Genomic DNA, 20,456 nt, shown 5'->3' on the forward strand with positions numbered 1-20,456 from the left:
CCTTCATCATTTTTTCTCTTTAATAACAAAAAGCTGAGATTGGTGATCCCCGCTGCGTTCTGCTTTTGCATGATTCGCTCCATTGAACTCCACACCAAGGGGGAGTCCGCGAAACATCAGTTCGTCACCATAAAACGTAGCGGATGTTCCCTCTAGTTCATACCGCTTCTCAGGATCCAAACCGCGCAGTTTTACTATCTGGTCGTTCTTCGAATTAGGGAAGTACTGGGCACGGTACCAGCCCACGACCGCCTGGCATTTTTCTTCTGAGACGACCATCCAGGCCGTATCCTGATTTTTAAATGGATCGGCCAACCGATAAAACGTGCCGGAATGAATCAAACGACGAAGCGATTGAAATTCGGTGATTTGTTCTTTTACGATGGCCTTTTCTTCCTCCGTCAATTGGCTGGGATCGAATTCATAGCCGAACGTCCCGAAGTAGGCCACGTCGGCACGGAACTTTAATGGTGTGTTGCGGTAGGTCTGATGATTCGGTACAGCGGATACGTGCGATCCCATGCTGCACAATGGATAAGCAAGGGATGTGCCGTATTGGATCTTCAACCGTTCGACCGAATCCGTATCGTCGCTCGTCCATGCCTGTGGAGCATAATAAAGAAGCCCGGCATCAAAACGTCCGCCTCCACCCGCACACGATTCGAACAATACATCCGGGTACTTCATCGTCAAACGCTCATACAATTCATAAACTCCCAGGATGTACTGATGAAAAAAGTTGACCTGGTCATACAGATATTGGGAATGTGGTTCTGTGATATTGCGGTTCATATCCCATTTAATGTAGTCAAGTCCAGTCTCTTCAATGAGAGAACTCATCCGTTCGAACAAGTAATCCACCACCTGAGGGTTGGCAAAATCGAGCACCTTTTGATTCCGCTCCAACGTCTGATGTCTGTGCGGTGGACCGACGACCCATTCCGGGTGCTGTTTCATCAGTTCACTTTCAGGACTAATCATTTCCGGTTCAAACCAGAGACCGAACTGAAGTCCTTTCGCTTTTACTTTTTTCGCTAACGTTCCGATTCCATTTGGAAGTTTTGTATCATCGACAAACCAGTCCCCAAGCGAAGTCGTGTCATCATTGCGTTTTCCAAACCAGCCGTCATCAAGGACGAATAGTTCGACTCCGAGATCCCGCGCTTCATCTGTGAACCGATCCAACTTTTCTTCATTAAAATCAAAATACGTCGCTTCCCAGTTGTTGATTAAAATCGGACGTTCTTTTTTCATCCACCGTGGTGCAATCAAATGCTTGCGGTGTAAGTCATGGAACGTCTGGCTCATTTCGTTCAAGCCGTTTTCTGTATAAGTCAAAATCACTTCCGGGTTTTGGAAGCTTTCATTCTGTGCTAACTTCCATTGAAAAGCCTGTGGATGGATGCCCATCGACAAGCGTGTTGTATCATAATGATCGACCTCAGCCTGAGCGATAAAGTTCCCACTGTAGACGAACTGCATCGCAATCGCCTCTCCGCTGTCTTCGGTCGTCTCTTCCCTTTTCAAAGCGAGAAAAGGATTGTGCTGATGAGAGCTCGCCCCACGCACACTTCCTATTGATGAAACGCCGGGCGTTAGTTTTCTCGTTTCAATGTGACGTTCCCGGGCCCATGCGCCTGATAGATGAACCATTTCATAATCAGCGTCAGGTAGGTCGATGGATGAAGACATGGAATGCTTCAAGGTCACCGACTCTTCACCATGGTTGGTGAGGCGGTTGCTTCTTGTGAGGACAGGCAGGTCACGGAAAATCGTGTACATGAGCTCCCAATCCACCTGCGCTTGGTCATCTTCGAGCGTAACCACAAGCGTTTCTGCTTCAGACTCTTCAGCAAAAGTTGCTGGAAGACCTTCCAGCTTGGGCTTCCCTTTTATTGTGTGGTGATGTTTATAACGAAAATCAGCGACAGACGCGCCCTTCTTTTCTTCTAAAATGAGCGCTGGCGTACGGAAATCTCCTTTTCCATAAACAGGCGCTTCCTGCCTGACGGTTTCTAATGAAAAACCAGGATCCCCTTCGAACGAATGTGTCGTTGAAGGGTTGGTATTTTCATAGTCTTGAAAGTGGCGGAAGTCCCGATCACGGAGTGCTTTGCCATAGTAGAGATGACCGAGCTGGCCGTTTTTCATGACGTGGAAAATGTAGCTGATTAGACCATTGGTTAGATGAAATTGTTGTGTTTCTTCATTAATAAAGATCAATGGCTGCTCCTCCTTCTACTCTTTGACAGATCCGCCGAGAATACCGGAAATGAACTGCTTTTGCAGCAACAAGAAGAAAATCATGATCGGCAAGGTAGACAGTGTCGTTCCCATCATGACTTGCCCGTAGTCAATCCGGGACATCCCGACAAGACTGGAGAGGGCAACCGGCAAGGTGTACATCTCCTGTGATTGCAGGACAACGAGCGGCCAAATAAAGTTGTTCCACTGGAACATGAACAAGAAAATCGCAACAGCGGCAAGCGCCGGGCGCATGACTGGAAGCACGATGCGGAAGAAGATATGGAATTCCCCAGCCCCGTCGACTCGCGCCGCTTCAAGCAATGAATCCGGAATGGACTGCATGTTCTGTCTCATTAGGAAAATCGCGAATGGATAAGCGACCTGTGGAAGGATGACCGCCTGGAACGTGTTCAGCCAGCCGACACTTCCGAAGATTTCGAATAAAGGAATCAACGTTACGTGATAAGGAATCATGATCGCGACAAGCAGCATGAAGAAAATCGCGTTACGTCCTTTGAATTGGAACTTCGCAAACGCGTAGCCTGCCGCCGTACAAACGATGGCGGAAATGGCAGTAAAGGTCAGTGTAATGAACAAGGAGTTCCCCATGACACGGATGATGCCAATGTTTTCATTCAGATTTTTAAAGTTCTCCCATCCATAATCACCAGGAAGGAAGTTCGGCGGAACCTTGAAAATTTCTCCTGACGGGTTCGTCGCCCCGACAAACATCCAATAGAACGGGAAGACGGAAATGATAACCCCTATGAATAAGAAAGCGTATAGAAACGTCTTTTTAAGTGGACTGATCTGTTGCTTCATTTATCTTCACCTGCCCATTTCATTTGTGCCCAGGAAAGGACCCCGATGATTAATACAAGAACGTAAGCAATGGCTGATGCGTAACCGAAATCAAAGTAACGGAAGCCATTTTGATACAAATAAAGGGTGATGGTCAGTGTGGCATTGTTTGGACCACCCTGCGTAAGAATGTAAGGCTCATCGAACAACTGCAGCGTACCGATCGTTGATAAGACGAAAGTGAACAAGAAAATCGGCTTCAACTGTGGCACAGTAATGTAAAAGAACTGACGGAACTTTCCTGCCCCGTCCATCTCTGCTGCTTCATAAAGCGAACCAGGGATGTTTTGAAGGCCTGCAAGGAAAATAACCATGTTGTAACCGGTCCAGCGCCACGTGATCGCTGCCATCAGTGCAACTTTTGCCCAGAATGGATCGGACAACCAAGCGATCGCCTCAATACCAAACAGTGAAAGTACATAGTTCGCAAGGCCATAGTTTTCATCAAGAATGATCATGAAGATGATTGAGGATGCGACCAATGCCGTAATCGCCGGCATGAAGAAAGCAATCCGGAAAAAGCTCTTCATTTTCACCAGTTGTGAATTAAGCGCCACTGCGATGACAACAGCTAAGAACAACTGGATCGGTACTTGAATGAGCAAAATGAGGAACGTATTCCCGAGGGCTTTGTAAAATAATGTGTCCTGGAACAAACGAATGTAGTTATCTAGTCCAACGAATTCATACCCTGATCCTGCACGCGTTTGAAAACTCAATAATAAAGACGAAATGACTGGATAAACGGTAAAGATTAAGAAGAATGTAACGGCTGGAAGAATAAATAAGTACGGCACTGTTTTCGGTGTAATCCATTTCTTACGGGATTTCGGTTTTTGGCTTGACGGACCCGGTTTCTTAGATGGCTGCTTGTTCTTTTCGTGGTTGGTATTTGCCATCTGTTCAGCATTCGGTTGACTCACAATGTTCTACCCCCTCAAAGATATTGGTTAGTACTAAAAGCGCTTTCAAAATTGGCTATTCAGACTTTGTTAATTAATTTAATTTACTTAATAGTAACATAGCCTCCTCCGTTTGTCTGCTCCATTTTCAGAAAAATTACATTCATTTTCACTTCAATAAAGCTCCCTTTTCTGGAAGACTCAGTTTCGAGACTTTTGTTGAGTGGATGGGGCTGCGTGGAATAGCTCGCTTTCCGTGGGAGCGCGGTGAGCACATTCCGCGCGGCCTTAAAGGCAGCCTTGCCTAGTTGAAATAATGAATAACCATTTCTGGCCATGGATACGGGGTCAGGGAAACGACGATTTGCAGTGTTTTGGATCAGTCAGTAGAAAAACACACACGTTCGTGTTTCCATTCGCTTTTCATGCGGACGTTTCCCAGACCCTGTTCCCACGCCTTATTCGTGCAGGATCTATGGTTAAAGCGACTCTATAACGGCGTTGGTGAGCAGGTCTTCATTACAGAACACGGCAGGTTACTACTAGAGCGATTTCGAGAAACTCATATGGTAAAGGGGCGGAGGGAAACGGTGAGACTCCTGTGGGAAGTGCGTGGTAGATGAGACCCCGCAGAGCGTGAGCTCGAGGAGTCTCATCACTCGCCCACGGAAAGCGAACCTTTTCCCGGAGCCCCTAAATTCCCACAAAAGTCTCGAAACTGAGTCTTACACAATCCTGCCATATACTTTAATAAGGGCTTGAAACAAAAAGGTCGATCTCCATGTTGGGAGATCGACCTTTTTTTCATTCTATTTGATATAGGGAGATCAATGAAACGGATTAGTTGGCGCTGCGTCCTGTCTCACTTTCAAGCTTGTCCGCTGCGTTTTGAAGTGCTTCTTCAATCGGCGTGCCGTCAAGCAGGATGGATGCTTGTGTATCAGACATCGTATCGAACGCACGTGCATAATCCGACGTGTAATTCGCTACAGGGATATCGGATACTTCATCCGCAAACAGTTGGAAAACAGGTTGGTTGTTAAAGTATTCGGATTCCTGGCTGAAGTAATCTTCTTCATACGTTGTTTCTAAAGATGGGAAAATGCCTTTTTCTTGAAGCGCCTTCATCTGTGGATCTACTTCTGTTGTGAAGTACTCAACGAATGCATAAGCTGCACTTTCGTTGTCCGTAGAAGATGGAATCACCAGGTCAGACCCACCAAGGTTGGCTGCGCGGTTGCCGCCTTCCTCGAATGCCGGCAAGTAGAAGACATCCCAGTTGCCGCTTTGGTCAGGAGCCTGGTCCATGATCGTACCTGAATACCATACACCGAATGGAACAGTTGCGACTTCGCCATTAACCGTTGCAGAAACGACGCCGTCCCAACCGTTGTTGTTCAGGACAAGGTCTTCCTCATGCAAACGCTGGATCACATCAAAGGCTTTTTGTGATTCTTCAGAAGCTACATCAATGTTGCCTTCCTCATCATAGTAGAAAGCACCTTGTTGGTTCATCATCATACGGTAAAGTGCATCGTCGGCTGCGATGTCAATCGGAACCATTTTTGTTCCTGTCGCTTCTTGAATCGTTTTCCCTGCTTCAATATAGTCATCCCAAGTTTTGATATCATCCGGGTTGACGCCTGCTTCTTCAAAAATATCTGTTCGATAGAAGACACCTGCAGGTCCTACATCCCAAGGAGCTGCGAAAAATTCACCGTCTTCATTTTGTGTGACAGACTTTTTATATTCTCCGAATTTATCTGCGTGCTCATCGTAACCGAGCTCAGAGAGGTTAGCGATTGCATCTGGGAATTGATCATGATAGTTCGCTAGACGATCAGACTCGACCATCACTACGTCCGGAAGTCCATTTCCGCCGGAAGCTAGTCCTACGGTTAACTTTTCATAAACATCTAAACGTCCGATATCTTCCACATTCACTTCAACATCTGGGTATTGTTCTTTGAACCCGTCAACAGCAAGTTCCATCGATTCAGCAGCTACGTTCCAGCCCCAAACGGTAATTTCGCCGGATGGTTCTCCACTTTCGCCACTCTCGCCAGAGGATTCTCCCCCTGTTTCACCGGAACAAGCAGCCAGTCCACCAGACACAAGGCCTACCAAAAGAAAACTTTTCAACCAATTTTTCATTCTGTCTTCCTCCCCATATTTGATAGCGTTTTCAAAACTTAATAAAATAAATTAACTAACTAGTTATAAGGTAGCACAGAACCTTGCAAATGAAAAGAGTTTTTTCAAAATTAACTCTTTTAAAGAGAGAGCTGTTCTATAATAGATGCCATAGGGACAGCATTCATGGCAGTAACTTAATAAAATAAATTTAATAAGTTTCATTTTATGGTAAAATGGAAGCAGTACAACATAGTTGGAGGAATCGTATGAGCACGCACTATACTAGAGGCAGTTTTCAGTTGATGAAATCGATGAACCGCTCGATTATTTTGAATATGATTCGCGAGCATGGGCCTATTTCCCGCGCGGATATCGCGAAGCAATCGAGATTGACTCCACCCACAGTGAGCAATATCGTGAAAGAACTTATCCAAACACAATTTGTTATTGAAACGACACAGGGGCAGTCCAAAGGTGGACGTAAACCGACATTACTAGAGATCAACGCGGATCATTTTTACATCATCGGCGTCGATGTAGGCACCTTCCATATGAACTTTGTCGTTACGAACTTATATGGAGAACTGAAAGATACCGCGAAAAAAAACATTCCTTCTTACCCGTCAAAAGAGGATATTCTAGATACGATGAAGAGCGGTATTCGTGAATTTTTCACGTCAGGTAAATGCGATCCAGAAAAGTTTCTCGGCATCGGCATCGGGATGCACGGGATCGTGGATCCGATTGAAGGAGTCTCTCGTTTCGCTCCATCATTCCAGCTTTACGATATCCCCATAAAAGCGGAACTTGAAAATGAGTTTGATATGATTGTCAAAGTTGAGAACGACGCGAAAGCGATGACGCTAGGCGAATATTGGTTCGGCAACGGAAACGATGCGGATAACATGGTCGGTGTCAACGTCGGGAACGGGATCGGCGCTGGGATGATGATCAAAGGACAACTTTTTCACGGAGAAAACAATATCGCAGGAGAGATCGGTCACATTACGATTGATCTATCGGGACCGAAATGTACGTGTGGCAATTACGGCTGCCTGCAGACGCTTGCTGCTGGTCCAGCCATTGCAGAGAGAGCTCGCAAAGAATTGAAAACAGGGAAGCCCTCCATGATTCGTGACCTTGTAGATCACGATTTTGAAAAAGTGGACGGGAAGCTAGTTTATGAAGCAGCCTGCGAAGGGGACGAGTTCAGCATTGAACTGTTGAATCAGACAGGAAGATTTCTCGGCATCGGCTTGACCAACTTAATTCATACATTGAACCCGAAACGAATTATTATTGGTGGAGGCGTTTCGAAGGCCGGGGACTTCCTAATGGATGGGATCAAAGAAACGATCCACTCCCGAGGACTGACAAGTAAAGCGAAGGAAACGCATATCGTTTTATCCAAATTAGAAGAGCACGCATCAGCGATCGGGGCATGCGTATTGATATTAGAAGAATTTTTCTCGAGATAAGAAAAAGATCCTGCCGGCAATTTGAAGCATACGGCAGGATCTTTTTTTATGGATTCATTTGCATTTGCAGGACCATTCCTTCTAACACATGGATGTTCCTTGCATTGTACCGGATCCCTTTGTAATCAAAAACAAGAATCTGGCTATCTTTCACATTGAGGAGTTCCTCATAATTTTTTTCGGACACGATTTTTTGATAGCTGATGGTTGCGATGATATTTTTTCGAGCCAGATACACCTTCATTCCGTTCAATTGCGAACGGATTTTTTTATCGGGCGGCTCTTGATCATAAAAATAAACAAAATGCAGTTCATTCTCCGTAGAGGATGTAAACTGTTGGATCGACCTCTCTGTCGCATTCTGTGCACATCCCACTAAAATACCCAAAACGAGCACCAGTCCCAACCACTTTCTCAATTTACATTCCTCCAAAAGAATAGCTTATACCACTATATGCCGAACCCTCCCCTCGTACCACACCTTCCATAAAATAACGAAAATAACGTACCAGGTCATCCATATTCTGGATGACCTGGTACACCAATATTTAACAATTATATTCCATATCTCCCTTTCTTTATGGGAGAGTTTTTACATGTATCTACAAAAATCGTATAATAAGATAGTAGTTTATAGAAAGAGGTGGGTGAATGGAACGCAGGGAACTGAAGAAAAAGAAAAGGCGTAAACGCAGACGTTGGAAAGTCCTCCTATTTGTAGTCGCACTCATATTTTTAATCGGAGGCGTTTATTTATATACCATCTATAATGAAGTTCGTACGACGGTGAACCAGGATTTACACGAAGATGTAACTTCAATAGATACAGATCAGACTAAAGAAAAAGTAGATAACAAGGAACCGTTGAACATCCTCCTTCTCGGTGTTGATGAACGGGAGAATGATGTCGGCCGTTCCGATACGATGATTGTCATGACTCTTGATCCGAATAACGACCAAATGCAGATGGTCAGTATCCCGCGGGATACGTATGCAGAAATTGCCGGCGACGGACGTAAGACACGAATCAACCATGCCTACGCCTATGGGGGTAGTGACATGGCCGTGAATACAGTCGAAAACTTCCTTGATATTGAGTTGGATTATTACATCCGGGTCAATATGGAAGGATTATCTCAAGTTGTCGATGCTGTGAATGGAATCACAGTCAATAACGATCGTGCCTTCAGCTCAGGTCCATTTGATTTCAAAGAAGGCGAAATTAAACTGGATGGTCGTGAAGCGCTTGCTTTCGTCCGCATGCGTAAGAATGATCCAAACGGAGACTTAGGCCGTAATGAACGGCAACGTCAGGTCATCCAGGGCATCATCGATAAAGGAGCGCGTCTTGACGCTGTGAACAAAGTCGGTGACGTTATGGATGTGCTCGGTGACAATGTGAGTACAAACATGCAGTTTGCGGATATGCGCAGACTCGTCACGAATTACAGCAGTGCTCGTAAAAATTCGACCACCTATCAAATGGAGGGAGAAAACTTCCGGGCGAACGGCATGTATTTGATCGACATGCCTGAAGAAGAGATTCAAAAAACACATGACATGATTGTTAATTTTGGTTCTGAATAATACAAAGCCCCCTTCTCGCCTGAGAAGGGGGCTTTTCATTTGAAGACAGAACGCTCTAATTAAGCCGCATCCTGGTCTTCCTTTTTATTTGCTGTATATTTTTTTATGGCACGGATAATCCCAATGAAAACAAAATAAATGCCGGAAAACAGAAAGAAGCCCAGCACACTGACCAATGCATCTGCAAACTCCATGTTTCCACTGCCGGTTATTTTCTGCTGAATCTCCACGGCAAAAACAAAGACAAGCACCATGGCAAATGTAAATAAAAACGAAATGGCCGTTATGCTCCATTTTGCTATGGCATGGAAAAGAATATCAACGAAAATAAGACCGATAATTCCAAGGATACCAATGACCCAGAAATGGAGGTCCTTATCTGTCAGATTCCACCCCATCATCTGCGTGAATTTCAAAATGACGTCATGCCAAACATTGACTACATCAGCCAACAATAAAATAACTTCTCTCATTGCTAGTCTCTCATTCTCCCATCTCAAAAGCTAAAACAAATCACAAGATTACACTAAAAATACCATAAGGAGAAACGCTTGTATATGCTTTCTTACAAATACTGTTAGACCTGGTCATCCATGAAATGGATGACCAGGTCTGACAGTTATTTCCATATCAAACATACATGTACCGCATCATAACGTGAGCGGCAAGCCTGCTCGTCATATCCCTGAAATCTTTGGTGGGATCAACTTCTACGATATCCATGCCTTTGACAAGAGGATGCGCGGCCGCAAGGGACACACTTCTTAACAGCTCCCTTGCCGTCAAACCTCCTGGCCCAATGGCTGGACAACCAGGTGCATACGCCTGATCAACCGCATCCATATCGACAGAAAAGTAAATGCAGTCGCATTTATTTTCCAATAACTGTATGACCTGGTCTGTTAGAATATGGATACCTTTCTCTTCGACGTCGGCCATGGTGTAGGTGTGGATGTTGTGTTTTCTAGCATAGTCGGCGTAGGCTTTGGCGTTGGAGAAGTCTCGGATGCCGATTTGGACCAGATCTTCGCCATGGATGACTCCTTCTTCGATTAAACTTCGAAAGGGAGTACCGTTTGTCCGTCCGCCATCTTCCACGTTTCGAAGATCATGGTGAGCATCCCATTGAATGACCCCGACTCTCCCGTATTTCTCCTGAAAGGCAGAAATACTAGGAAAACTAACCCCATGATCCCCGCCAAGCATTACATACTTGGAACAAGCTTCGGTGTCGATCATTTCTTTCACACTCATCTTCAACCGTTTCCGTGTTTCCTCGTTATCCGTCGGATGCACCGGAACGTCCCCAAAATCCAACACCTGCACATCCTCATAACTTTTGTCTTTCTCCCCTGAATACGTACTGTAGGATCCAAGTGCCCTTCTTATTGTGGCAGGTGCTTCCGATGCCCCTGACAAAGAAATCGAAGTTTTAGATAAAGGAAGCCCGATGAGCCCTATATCTCCCATTTTACCAAGCTCGTAATACGAGAGCGTTTCATCCACCTTTGTCGTATGACGATCTTTGAATCTAGCATCCTTGCCCGGGTTGAGGTACTGAAAAGACACGAGCGCCCCTCCTCTCCCACACCTTTATTCCATTCTTCCATACAGCCTTCGCATGATTTGCTGCATAGTGATACGGAATGTACTTATAATTCGGGACATCCCACAAAACGACATCCGCTTTTCTCCCTATGCTCAAACACCCGGCAACGTCTCCTCTTCCAATCGCATGTGCGGCATTCACCGTCACACTATTCCATATCTCCTCCGGTGTCATTTTCATTTTTAACGCGGCAAGCGACATAATCATCTGCAGGTTGTATGTCACACAGCTGCCGGGGTTGAAATCGGTGGCCAGGGCGACGGCCGCTCCATTATCAATCATTTTTCTAGCATTCGCATAATGGTCTTTTCCTAAGTAAAAGGTCGTTCCCGGAAGCAGCACAGCCACCGTGTCACCCTCGACAAGGCTGTCGATCCCCGCGTCAGAAGCCGCAACAAGATGATCCGCCGATGCCGCTCCCATGGAAACGGCGAGTTCCGTTCCTCCGAGCGGATCGATTTCATCGGCATGGATTTTCGTTTGAAAGCCGAGTTCCTGGGAAGCTTTCATAAAACGCCGGGACAGTTCGATGGTAAAGACACCCGTCTCACAAAAAATATCCGTGAACTCCGCCAACCCTTCATCACTGATTTCAGGAAGCAGGCGGATCATTTCATCAAGAAACGCTTCCTCCTCCCCCTTATACTCCGGTGGGATCGCATGAGGACCTAGAAAAGTCGAAACCAAATCGAGTATGCTTTCTTCGTTCAATCGTTTGACGACACGAAGCTGCTTCAGTTCTGCCTCCCGTTCAAGTCCGTAGCCGCTTTTCGCTTCAAGGGTCGTCACTCCATGGGCAGCCATCTGCTCTAACGTCTGTTTCGCTTTTTCGTAAAGCTGGGTTTCACTTTCCGCCCGGGTCGCTTCGACCGTTGATAAAATCCCGCCCCCTTTTTGTAGAATTTCCAAATAAGGGACCCCAGCCTGCTTCAGCGCCAGCTCATTTTCCCGCGACCCTCCGAAAACGAGGTGAGTATGCGGATCAACGAGACCAGGTGTTACAGTTTTTTCCATTGAATCAATCCGCTCGCTGGATTTTAGTTTCCGTCCTTCTTCATTTGTGCCGATCCAGGCGACCTTACCATCTTCAAAAGCGATCGCCATGTTTTCTTTTACTTCCAACTGTTTCATCGCATTCCCTTTTAACGGACCTTCTGCAGGTAAAATCAACTGCCCGATATTTTCAATGAGCGTATCGTACATTACTGCCCCCTCCTCTTCATCGGTATATCAATGTCATGCTTATCCGCTTCTTTCATCGCTTTATCGTAACCCGCATCAGCATGACGAAGTATGCCCATGCCAGGGTCTGTCGTGAGGACACGCTCCAGTCTTTCTTCGGCGAGGTCGGTGCCGTCAGCCACGACGACCATTCCCGCATGAAGTGAGTACCCCATACCGACACCACCACCGTGATGGAACGAAATCCATGATCCACCGGCCGCTGTATTAATCAGCGCATTCAGCACCGCCCAGTCACCTACTGCATCACTGCCATCCAGCATCGATTCTGTCTCTCTATTTGGTGAAGCGACCGATCCACAATCAAGGTGATCCCTTCCGATCACCACAGGAGCACTCAACTCGCCTTTTTTCACAAGCTCATTAATTGCCATGCCCATCTTCTTCCGCTCTCCATATCCGAGCCAGCATATCCTAGATGGAAGCCCTTGAAACTGCACTTTTTCCTGTGCCATATCAATCCATCTCAACAGCTTCTCATTCTCAGGGAAAAGTTCTTTAATAAGCTGGTCGGTGCGGTAGATATCTTTCGGATCACCTGACAAAGCTGCCCAGCGGAACGGCCCATTCCCTTCACAAAACAACGGCCGGATGTAGGCTGGAACGAAACCTGGAAAGTCGAAGGCATCCTCGACGCCTTCTTCTAGTGCGACCTGACGAATATTGTTACCATAATCGAAAACGATGCTGCCTTTCCTTTGGAACTGGAGCATGAGCTCAACGTGTTTGGCCATGGATTTTGATGAAAGGCGTACATACTCACCCGGATCCTTTTTCCTCAAAACGGCCGCTTCCTGCAGCGTATATCCAACAGGTACATAGCCATTCAACGGGTCATGGGCAGATGTTTGGTCTGTGACGATATCCACTTCCAACCCATTTTGTAAAAGCCGTTCATGCGTTTCAGCCGCGTTTCCTAATAGAGCAATTGAAAGAGCCTCCCCGTTCGCCTTCGCTTCCTTCGCCCATAAAACCGCCTCTTCCAGAGACTCTGTGCTCACATCGCAGTAGCCGGACTGCAGACGCTTGGAAATCCGGTCAGGATCCACTTCGACAGCAATGACGACACCGCCGTTCATTGTGACTGCAAGCGGCTGGGCCCCTCCCATACCGCCAAGGCCTGCCGTCAGGGTAATTGTCCCTTTCAATGATCCTCCGAAATGTTTTTCAGCAAGAGATGCGAACGTTTCATATGTTCCTTGCAAAATTCCCTGCGATCCGATGTAAATCCAGCTTCCTGCGGTCATTTGGCCGTACATCATGAGGCCCTTCTGATCAAGTTCATGGAAATGCTGCCAATTCGCCCACTTCGGAACCAGTACAGAATTTGAAAGCAACACCCTTGGAGCTCTCTCATGTGTTTTAAAAACACCCACAGGTTTCCCGGACTGGACGAGCATCGTTTCATCTTTTTCCAGACGCTTCAAGGTTGCAACAATCGCATCAAAAGCTTCCCAATTCCTTGCCGCTTTACCGATGCCCCCGTAAACAACGAGTTCTTCTGGAATTTCTGCGACCTCTGGATCAAGGTTGTTGCAGAGCATCCTTAAGACAGCCTCCTGTTCCCATCCTTTGCATTCCAACGTTGTTCCTGTTCTCGCTTTCACTTTACGTGTTGTCGACATACGTTTCTCCTCCTTCATGAACGGATTTCCACTTTTTCCAGTCAAAAGCACTCTCCTTCAACCATTGCTCCATGTTTTCAATATCCTTAGAAAACACCCGGTCCTGCGTCACTTTTGGCACGACAGTCCTTGCTGATTTCCAAAGGTCCTGAGCAAGTACCGATGCGCGCTCAATCCCCTTCAGTTCCAGCGCCTGCAAACTGCATATTAACTCGATCGCTACAACTTTTGTCGCATTGCCAATGACCATGGCCGCGTGCCGGGCAGCCGTTGTGCCCATGCTCACATGATCTTCCTGATTCGCAGACGATGGAATCGAGTCGACACTTGCGGGATGGGCGAGGGTTTTATTTTCAGAAACTAACGATGCGGCCACATACTGAACAATCATTAACCCTGACTCCAACCCCGGATTCGCACTGAGGAACGGCGGAAAATCATTCAGCTGTGGATTAACGAGACGTTCAATCCTCCGCTCTGAAATATTGGCCATTTCACTGATTGCTATTTTTAAAAAGTCCATCGCAAAAGCGATCGGCTGCCCGTGGAAGTTACCACCTGATACAACGACTTTCCCACCTTCTAACAGCAGTGGATTGTCCGTTGCCGCATTCATTTCAATCGCCAATTTCTCCCTTACGTAATGCAGCGTCTGCCATGTCGCCCCGTGCACTTGTGGAATACATCGTAAGGAATAAGCGTCCTGCACTCTTTTTTCTCCTTGAAAAGTGACAAGATGACTGCCGTTGATCAAATGACGCATCCTTTCAGCAACAGCCATTTGTTCCGGGTAGCCACGCGCTTCATGAATGCTCGGATGAAAAGCATCCCGTATGCCTTCCAGTGCCTGCAACGTAAGACTTGCCACCCAGTCACACTGCAAAGCCAGCCTTTCCGCTTCGATGTAACTGATGACTCCGACCGCCGTCATCGCCTGGGTTCCGTTAATGAGCGCAAGCCCTTCTTTTGCCTTTAACGATAATGGTTTCAGCGCCAACTTCTCCAATATATCTTCTGTTGCGTGCCGGTTTCCTTCATAAAAAACTTCCCCTTCGCCCATCAGGACGAGGGCTAAATGGGCGAGTGGAGCCAAGTCCCCGGAAGCTCCGAGCGAGCCTTGCGAAGGAATGACCGGATGGACATGAAGATTAACAAGGTCGCACAGCCTCTGAACAAGCACTTCCCGGACGCCTGAATAACCTTTCATGAGCGCATTCAATCGAAGCACCATCATGGCACGGCTCACTTTTTCAGGAAAAGGTTCCCCCACTCCGCACGCATGTGAACGGATCAGATGGTGCTGCAGACTGTCGACGTCTTCCGCAGCAATTCGGACATCACTTAATTTTCCGAACCCTGTGTTTATGCCGTACACCGAGTGCCCTCGGGTCACGATATCTTCGACGGTTTCCCTACTTGCCCTGACATCGATCAGACTCGCTTTTGATAAGCCGATTTTGGCATTATCGAAACAGATTTCCTTCATTTGCTCCATCGATAAGTCTCTTCCATTCAGTTCGATCATCCACAATCCCCCTTTCACACGAAAAGATTCTGGTGGATTTTCTACAAAAAGAGGCGACAATGGCATGGGAAATACCATTGTCGCCCCCTCATCGCTCATGACTATAGGCCACCTATTCTTTATATATGATTGATACCGAGTCCAAATGTCTCATGTTCCAAACCTTTTACCGGAGCCCCGATTGTTCCATAAAAAGCAACGGCGATCCACTCGCCTTCTTCCTTCCGATCATAAGGTTTACCACGCACGACAGCAAAGCGCAAACCGACGGTGCGCATCATATTGCCTACCCCAATCTGCCCCCGTGTCACGCCCTGTAAGGATTCTAAGATCGCATGATATAGCGCATGCGTCTCCCTGTAGACGTTTTCTGCAATGATGCCGTTCCGTTTGGCAGCGGTCTCGACTGCTGCAATCACTTTTTGGACTTCCATTGAGCCCGCTTTCCCCTGGCAGTAATCCACCTGTTCGAACGCGGGCGCAAAAAGCTCCATCTCGTTCTCATCCAAAGAAGCGAGCAACATCGCAAGCTTCCCTATTTTCACTGTTTGGATCATCTCATCTCCACCCTGCTCATCACTAATAACTACTTAAATTGTAACCGCTTTCTTCATTGTCCGCAATACAAAAAAGATGACCTCATCCAAATGGACCAGGTCATACAGTATTTTCCATATTATTCAGTTTCAAATAGAGTCTGTAGTAGGCGGAGAAGGCGAGAAAGGCGATGATGGATCCTGTGAAGATCGGAATGATCAGCGGGAAGATGTACAGACTGACGGCCAGTATGAACCCTGAACTAATCGCGACCGTCAAAAACAACACCGGACTGACAAACGTAAGCATAAACGCTTTTTTCAGCACCGCTCCTGCTTTCAAATCAAAATGGACAAGCGTACTGAATGTGTTAATCGTGTACACGAACAATAAGATTCCCAAGATCAGAAACAGATTCATTAACAGGGAACTCGTCGTAGAAAAATAATAAAGATCGGCTGCGAGCACACTCCATAAGATTGTAAGAACGATTCCAGCCTTCATACTGTTTTTATAATTCTCTTTGTAATAGCTGAGATAAGACCGATCAGCGGCTTCTTTATGATCCTTCCTCACCCAATCTCGCGCTTTTGCAAACATGGCGGTGGTAGCAGGGAAAAATATGAAAGGCAGCAAAAGGACAAGTGGTGGCAGCAAATACCACAATTCTTTTGTGTCTCGGATGTTCAATAAACTCAATAGTAATAGCGCGACAGGCAGATTGAACAACGCCCACTGAAGGTTGGTTAATGCGAATTTACTGATCCACTCGCTGACGGCATAAAGGCCGCCTCTGATTCCTGATGTTTGTTTCATACGTTTCCCCTTCCTAAACAGCAAAACCCCTCAAAAGTCAGAGGGGTTTTGCTGTTTCTAAATTAAGCCCACCACATCTCCGTTGCTGGTTCTTCAATCAGCACAGACTTCAAGTTTTTCACGGCTTGATTGAATCCTTCGTTGATCGACATGATCGGATCTTCGTGCTCGATACTGACGACATGATCATAGCCGTACGTACGAAGTGCACTGATAATGTTGGACCATTCTTCAATTCCGTGTCCATACCCGACGGAGCGGAAACTCCATGCGCGTGTCTGCACGTTTCCGTAATTCTGCATGTCTGTCAGACCGTACATGTTGACATTATCTTGATCGATGTACGTGTCTTTCGCGTGGAAGTGATGGATCGCATTTTCTTTACCCAAAATCTTGATAGCCGCTACTGGATCGATGCCCTGCCACCATAAGTGACTTGGATCAAGGTTCGCCCCGATGGCATCACTTGTTGCTTCACGAAGCTTCAACATCGTGTAAGGTGTGTGGACAAGGAATCCTGCGTGCAATTCAAGACCGACTTTTACGTTATGTTCTTCGGCAAACTTCCCTTGTTCTTTCCAATAAGGGATCAGTTTTTCGTTCCACTGCCATTCTAACACATCTGAATACTCCGGTGGCCATGGAGTGACCGGCCAGTTGGGAGCGGTATCGTTCTCGTGCCCGCCTGGTGTACCTGAGAAGGTGTTCACGACAGGGACATCCATTAAGCTTGCTAGTCTCACCGATTTTACAAACGCTTCATGAGACTCTTCTGCGAAAGCTTTGTCCGGTGAAACCGGATTTCCATGACAGCTGAAAGCACTGATGGTCAGTCCGCGATCATGAACTTTCTTTAAGTACTCGTTTCGTTTCTCTTCACTTTCCAAGAGCTCATCTACGTTACAGTGCGCATTGCCAGGATAGCCGCCTGTCCCGATTTCGACCGCTTTCAAGCCTGCTTCTTTTGCATGGTCCAACATTTCTTCAAAGGATTTATCGGAAAATAATACAGTAAAAACGCCTAATTTCATGAACAATCTCCTCCTGCTAGGTTTATAGTTTCACACTCGTTCCTGTTTCACTACTTTGATAGATCGCTTCCATCAGCTTCGTCACTTTCAACGCTTGTTCCGGCTTCACGACTAATTCGTCATTCCCTAAGCAACTATCGATAAAATTTTCTGCCTGTGCGAGACCAGGAGCCGGTTCGCCTTCACGAATTTTCGCTGTACTATCGAGCAGAGCCCCGTATTTGGCTTGATAGAGTTCAAATGGATAAACACTGAGGCCACCGTCGACACCAGAAATCGAAAGTGACGTGTGGTCTTCCTTGATATTAGCCGCCCATGAACACTCAAACTGAAGCGACTCTCCGTTTTCAAAAGTAATGTAACTCGTCACATGGTCATCGACATTGAACGTTTCATGATCGAACGCGCCCCAATCGTTCACCTGTCCCGGCGTTTTACTCAATCGATCGTAGGTGCGCCCCATCACCTCTATAGGTTTTGGATCATCCAGAAGCCAAAGCGCAAGGTCAAGCAAGTGACAGCCAAAATCAATCAAACTGCCGCCGCCTTGCAAATCTTTATTCGTAAATACACCCCAACCTGGGACTTTCCGGCGTCGCATGGCCTGGACTCTCGTAACAAGAGGATCGCCAATTTCATTATTGAGGATCGCTTTTTTAGCCAGCTGCGCTTCCGGTGTGTACCGGTAATGATAAGCAATCGATAAAAGACGGTCATTCTTCTCCGCCGCTTTCATCATCGCTTCGCATTCTTCTGTCGTAATCGCCATCGGTTTCTCACACAACACGTGCACACCAGCTTCAAGGGCGGCAATAGAAATCTCCGCGTGGAACTTGTTAGGCGTACAGATTGTGACCGCATCAACTTTTGAGAACATATCTTTATAATCTTTGAAAACATAGGGAACCTGATGGGCTTCGGCTACTTCTTCCGCTCGTTCTTCATTCACATCCTGGACAGCCGCAAGCTCCACTTTGTCTTTTAAATCAAGGAAAGAGGGAATATGCCGTCCTTGGGCAATTCCCCCTACTCCGATGATTCCCATTTTCAAGCGAGTCATTTCGTGATTTTCTCCAGGCTGCTGATTTGTCTCGTTTCGCCTGAGCGGAGGGCACCGAGGATGACTTCCAGTGATTTCATACCTTCTTCGCCAGTGATGAGCGGCTCGGTATCATTCACAATGCTATCAACGAAATGGTCGATGACATGAGAATTACTTTGTCCGCCTTCTTCGTTGGATTGAATTTTTCCAAGCTGATAATTGACGATATCGCCATTCGTGTATTGAGCGATCAAGGAGTATTCTGGATCGTCTTCAAGGCGAAGTGTTCCTTTTTCCCCGTAGATCACTGTTGAGTTGTCTTCGTTCGGATTGTAGGCCCAGCTCGCTGCCATCGTTCCGACAACGCCAGATTGAGAACGTAGAATACAGACGGCATTATCATCGACAGTGATGTCTTTCTTCGCATTGTTCTCGACAAAACCTGCCACGTCGACGAATTCTTCGCCTAGGATGTAGCGGAGCAAGTCTGCCTTATGTACTCCCAAGTCACCCATGGCACCGATGAACGCCTGATCTTTTTTGAAGAACCAACTGTCTTCCCCTTCTGCACTCCATCCTTCTGGTCCACCGTGACCGAAGGCCGTACGGAAGCTGTACACTTTTCCAATGGCGCCTGATTCAATCAGTTCTTTCGCTTTCACGTGAGATGGAACAAAACGTTGGTTGTGAGCGATCATCAATTTCTTTCCGTTCTTCTCAGCCGCTTGAATCATTTCTTCTGCTTCTTCTTTGGACGTTGCCATTGGCTTTTCACAAAGGACATGAGCACCGGCATTCAGTGCAGCAATTGAAACGGGTGCATGCAAGTAGTTCGGCAGGCACACGCTCACCGCGTCCACTTCTTCTTTCTGTAATAGCTCTTCATAGTCTGTATAAAGAGTCGCACCGTGCAATTGCGCTACTTCTCTCGCGCGCTCTTCAACGATGTCACATACGGCTGTGACTTCAACATTTTCATTTGCAACATATTCCGGAAGGTGACGATTTTGAGCAATACTTCCGCATCCAATTACAGCAATTTTCAATTGTGTCATATTAAAAGCTCCTTTATGATTTAGTTGAAATTTCTTCTAAAGGTTGAGCATTCCCGTAAACAGGTGTCGGCGTTTCTGTGTTGTTCGCCCATTTCACACCATTACGGATGACGGTTTGTACTTCTTTGTTGTAATACGTCGGATACGTTTCATGTCCCGGACGGAAGTAAAAGACCTTTCCTCTGCCACGACGGAAAGTAGCCCCACTACGGAACACTTCTCCACCTTCAAACCAGCTGACGAAAATCAATTCTTCAGGTGTCGGGATATCAAAATGTTCGCCATACATTTCTTCTTTTTCAATTTCAATGAACTCGCCGATGCCTTCTGTGATCGGGTGGCTTGGATCGACGACCCAGATGCGTTCTTTCTCATCCGCCTCTCGCCATTTCAAGTCACAGGACGTGCCCATCAACTTTTTGAACGGCTTAGAAAAGTGGGCAGAGTGAAGAACGACAAGTCCCATGCCCTCGAGCACGCGCTGTTTAACTTTTTCAGCGATTTCATCCTGCACTTCATCATGGGCTTTGTGTCCCCACCAAACGAGTACATCCGTTTCTGCAAGTACTTCATCGGTCAATCCATGCTCTTCCTCATCCAATGTCGCTGTTTTCACATTCTCATGATCTTCCCCAAGAAAATCAGCAATCGCACTATGAATGCCCTCTGGATAAATATCAGCAACGACCTGGTTTTCTTTTTCGTGACGGTTTTCATTCCATACTAGTACGTTCATGTTCATTCCCCTTTTCTGTAAAATAAG

General features: G+C 46.5%; 18 protein-coding genes. 2 read left to right on the forward strand and 16 right to left on the reverse strand.

The annotated features are described in order from the left end of the window. Positions 1-6 precede the first annotated feature (6 nt). From DYE48_RS12530 to DYE48_RS12545, 4 genes are all read right to left on the reverse strand, one after another. A complete protein-coding gene (locus DYE48_RS12530) occupies positions 7-2,223 on the reverse strand; it encodes an alpha-galactosidase (RefSeq protein WP_244199421.1) in 2,217 nt (738 codons plus the stop codon). A gap of 15 nt (positions 2,224-2,238) precedes the next feature. Continuing rightward, a complete protein-coding gene (locus tag DYE48_RS12535; RefSeq protein WP_115823937.1) occupies positions 2,239-3,069 on the reverse strand; it encodes a carbohydrate ABC transporter permease in 831 nt (276 codons plus the stop codon). Beyond that, the gene (locus DYE48_RS12540; protein WP_244199422.1) at positions 3,066-4,031 is read right to left on the reverse strand and encodes a carbohydrate ABC transporter permease; all 966 of its coding nucleotides are present in this window, start codon (positions 4,029-4,031) and stop codon (positions 3,066-3,068) included. The genes DYE48_RS12535 and DYE48_RS12540 overlap by 4 nt, the downstream gene beginning before the upstream one ends. 819 nt (positions 4,032-4,850) lie before the next feature. Continuing rightward, positions 4,851-6,164: an ABC transporter substrate-binding protein gene (locus DYE48_RS12545; RefSeq protein WP_115823938.1), complete on the reverse strand. Its 1,314-nt coding sequence runs from the start codon at positions 6,162-6,164 to the stop codon at positions 4,851-4,853. 248 nt (positions 6,165-6,412) lie between these two features. Here DYE48_RS12545 and DYE48_RS12550 point away from each other — a divergent pair, with 248 nt between their 5' ends. Next, positions 6,413-7,624 carry an ROK family transcriptional regulator gene (locus tag DYE48_RS12550; protein WP_115823939.1) on the forward strand — a complete coding sequence of 404 codons (1,212 nt, stop codon included), beginning with the start codon at positions 6,413-6,415 and terminating at the stop codon, positions 7,622-7,624. Positions 7,625-7,670: 46 nt separating this feature from the next. On the opposite strand, the gene DYE48_RS12555 is transcribed toward DYE48_RS12550, so the two are convergent. Then, a complete protein-coding gene (locus DYE48_RS12555; protein WP_115823940.1) occupies positions 7,671-8,042 on the reverse strand; it encodes a hypothetical protein in 372 nt (123 codons plus the stop codon). 233 nt (positions 8,043-8,275) lie between these two features. Between DYE48_RS12555 and DYE48_RS12560 the strand changes: the two genes are divergently transcribed. Further along, complete coding sequence (locus DYE48_RS12560) at positions 8,276-9,211, forward strand: LCP family glycopolymer transferase (RefSeq protein ID WP_115823941.1); 936 nt, start codon at positions 8,276-8,278, stop codon at positions 9,209-9,211. A 59-nt stretch (positions 9,212-9,270) separates the two neighbouring features. Here the strand turns inward: DYE48_RS12560 and DYE48_RS12565 are convergent, their stop codons facing one another. The 11 genes from DYE48_RS12565 to DYE48_RS12615 form a co-directional block, all read right to left on the reverse strand. Beyond that, positions 9,271-9,684 carry a hypothetical protein gene (locus tag DYE48_RS12565; RefSeq protein WP_115823942.1) on the reverse strand — a complete coding sequence of 138 codons (414 nt, stop codon included), beginning with the start codon at positions 9,682-9,684 and terminating at the stop codon, positions 9,271-9,273. 157 nt (positions 9,685-9,841) lie between these two features. Next, on the reverse strand, positions 9,842-10,780 hold the full coding sequence (gene hutG / locus DYE48_RS12570; RefSeq protein WP_115823943.1) for a formimidoylglutamase: 939 nt from the start codon (positions 10,778-10,780) through the stop codon (positions 9,842-9,844). Next, a complete protein-coding gene (hutI, locus tag DYE48_RS12575) occupies positions 10,743-12,023 on the reverse strand; it encodes an imidazolonepropionase (protein WP_115823944.1) in 1,281 nt (426 codons plus the stop codon). Before hutI ends, hutG begins: the two co-directional genes overlap by 38 nt. Beyond that, the gene (hutU, locus tag DYE48_RS12580) at positions 12,023-13,687 is read right to left on the reverse strand and encodes a urocanate hydratase (protein WP_244199423.1); all 1,665 of its coding nucleotides are present in this window, start codon (positions 13,685-13,687) and stop codon (positions 12,023-12,025) included. The genes hutI and hutU overlap by 1 nt, the downstream gene beginning before the upstream one ends. Beyond that, complete coding sequence (hutH, locus tag DYE48_RS12585) at positions 13,671-15,212, reverse strand: histidine ammonia-lyase (RefSeq protein WP_115823992.1); 1,542 nt, start codon at positions 15,210-15,212, stop codon at positions 13,671-13,673. The genes hutU and hutH overlap by 17 nt, the downstream gene beginning before the upstream one ends. Positions 15,213-15,331: 119 nt before the next feature. Beyond that, on the reverse strand, positions 15,332-15,769 hold the full coding sequence (gene hutP / locus DYE48_RS12590) for a hut operon transcriptional regulator HutP (RefSeq protein WP_115823945.1): 438 nt from the start codon (positions 15,767-15,769) through the stop codon (positions 15,332-15,334). Between the two features lie 100 nt (positions 15,770-15,869). Further along, positions 15,870-16,565 carry a YesL family protein gene (locus DYE48_RS12595; RefSeq protein ID WP_115823946.1) on the reverse strand — a complete coding sequence of 232 codons (696 nt, stop codon included), beginning with the start codon at positions 16,563-16,565 and terminating at the stop codon, positions 15,870-15,872. Between the two features lie 62 nt (positions 16,566-16,627). After that, entirely contained in the window at positions 16,628-17,596 is a 969-nt protein-coding gene (locus DYE48_RS12600; protein ID WP_089652018.1) for a sugar phosphate isomerase/epimerase family protein, read from the reverse strand. A gap of 22 nt (positions 17,597-17,618) precedes the next feature. Next, the gene (locus tag DYE48_RS12605; RefSeq protein WP_115823947.1) at positions 17,619-18,656 is read right to left on the reverse strand and encodes a Gfo/Idh/MocA family protein; all 1,038 of its coding nucleotides are present in this window, start codon (positions 18,654-18,656) and stop codon (positions 17,619-17,621) included. Beyond that, the gene (locus tag DYE48_RS12610) at positions 18,653-19,693 is read right to left on the reverse strand and encodes a Gfo/Idh/MocA family protein (protein ID WP_115823948.1); all 1,041 of its coding nucleotides are present in this window, start codon (positions 19,691-19,693) and stop codon (positions 18,653-18,655) included. Before DYE48_RS12610 ends, DYE48_RS12605 begins: the two co-directional genes overlap by 4 nt. 13 nt (positions 19,694-19,706) lie before the next feature. Then, complete coding sequence (locus tag DYE48_RS12615; protein ID WP_089652021.1) at positions 19,707-20,429, reverse strand: ThuA domain-containing protein; 723 nt, start codon at positions 20,427-20,429, stop codon at positions 19,707-19,709. Positions 20,430-20,456: the final 27 nt, after the last annotated feature.

Source organism: Halobacillus trueperi (assembly GCF_003386945.1).
GTDB lineage: Bacteria > Bacillota > Bacilli > Bacillales > Halobacillaceae > Halobacillus > Halobacillus aidingensis.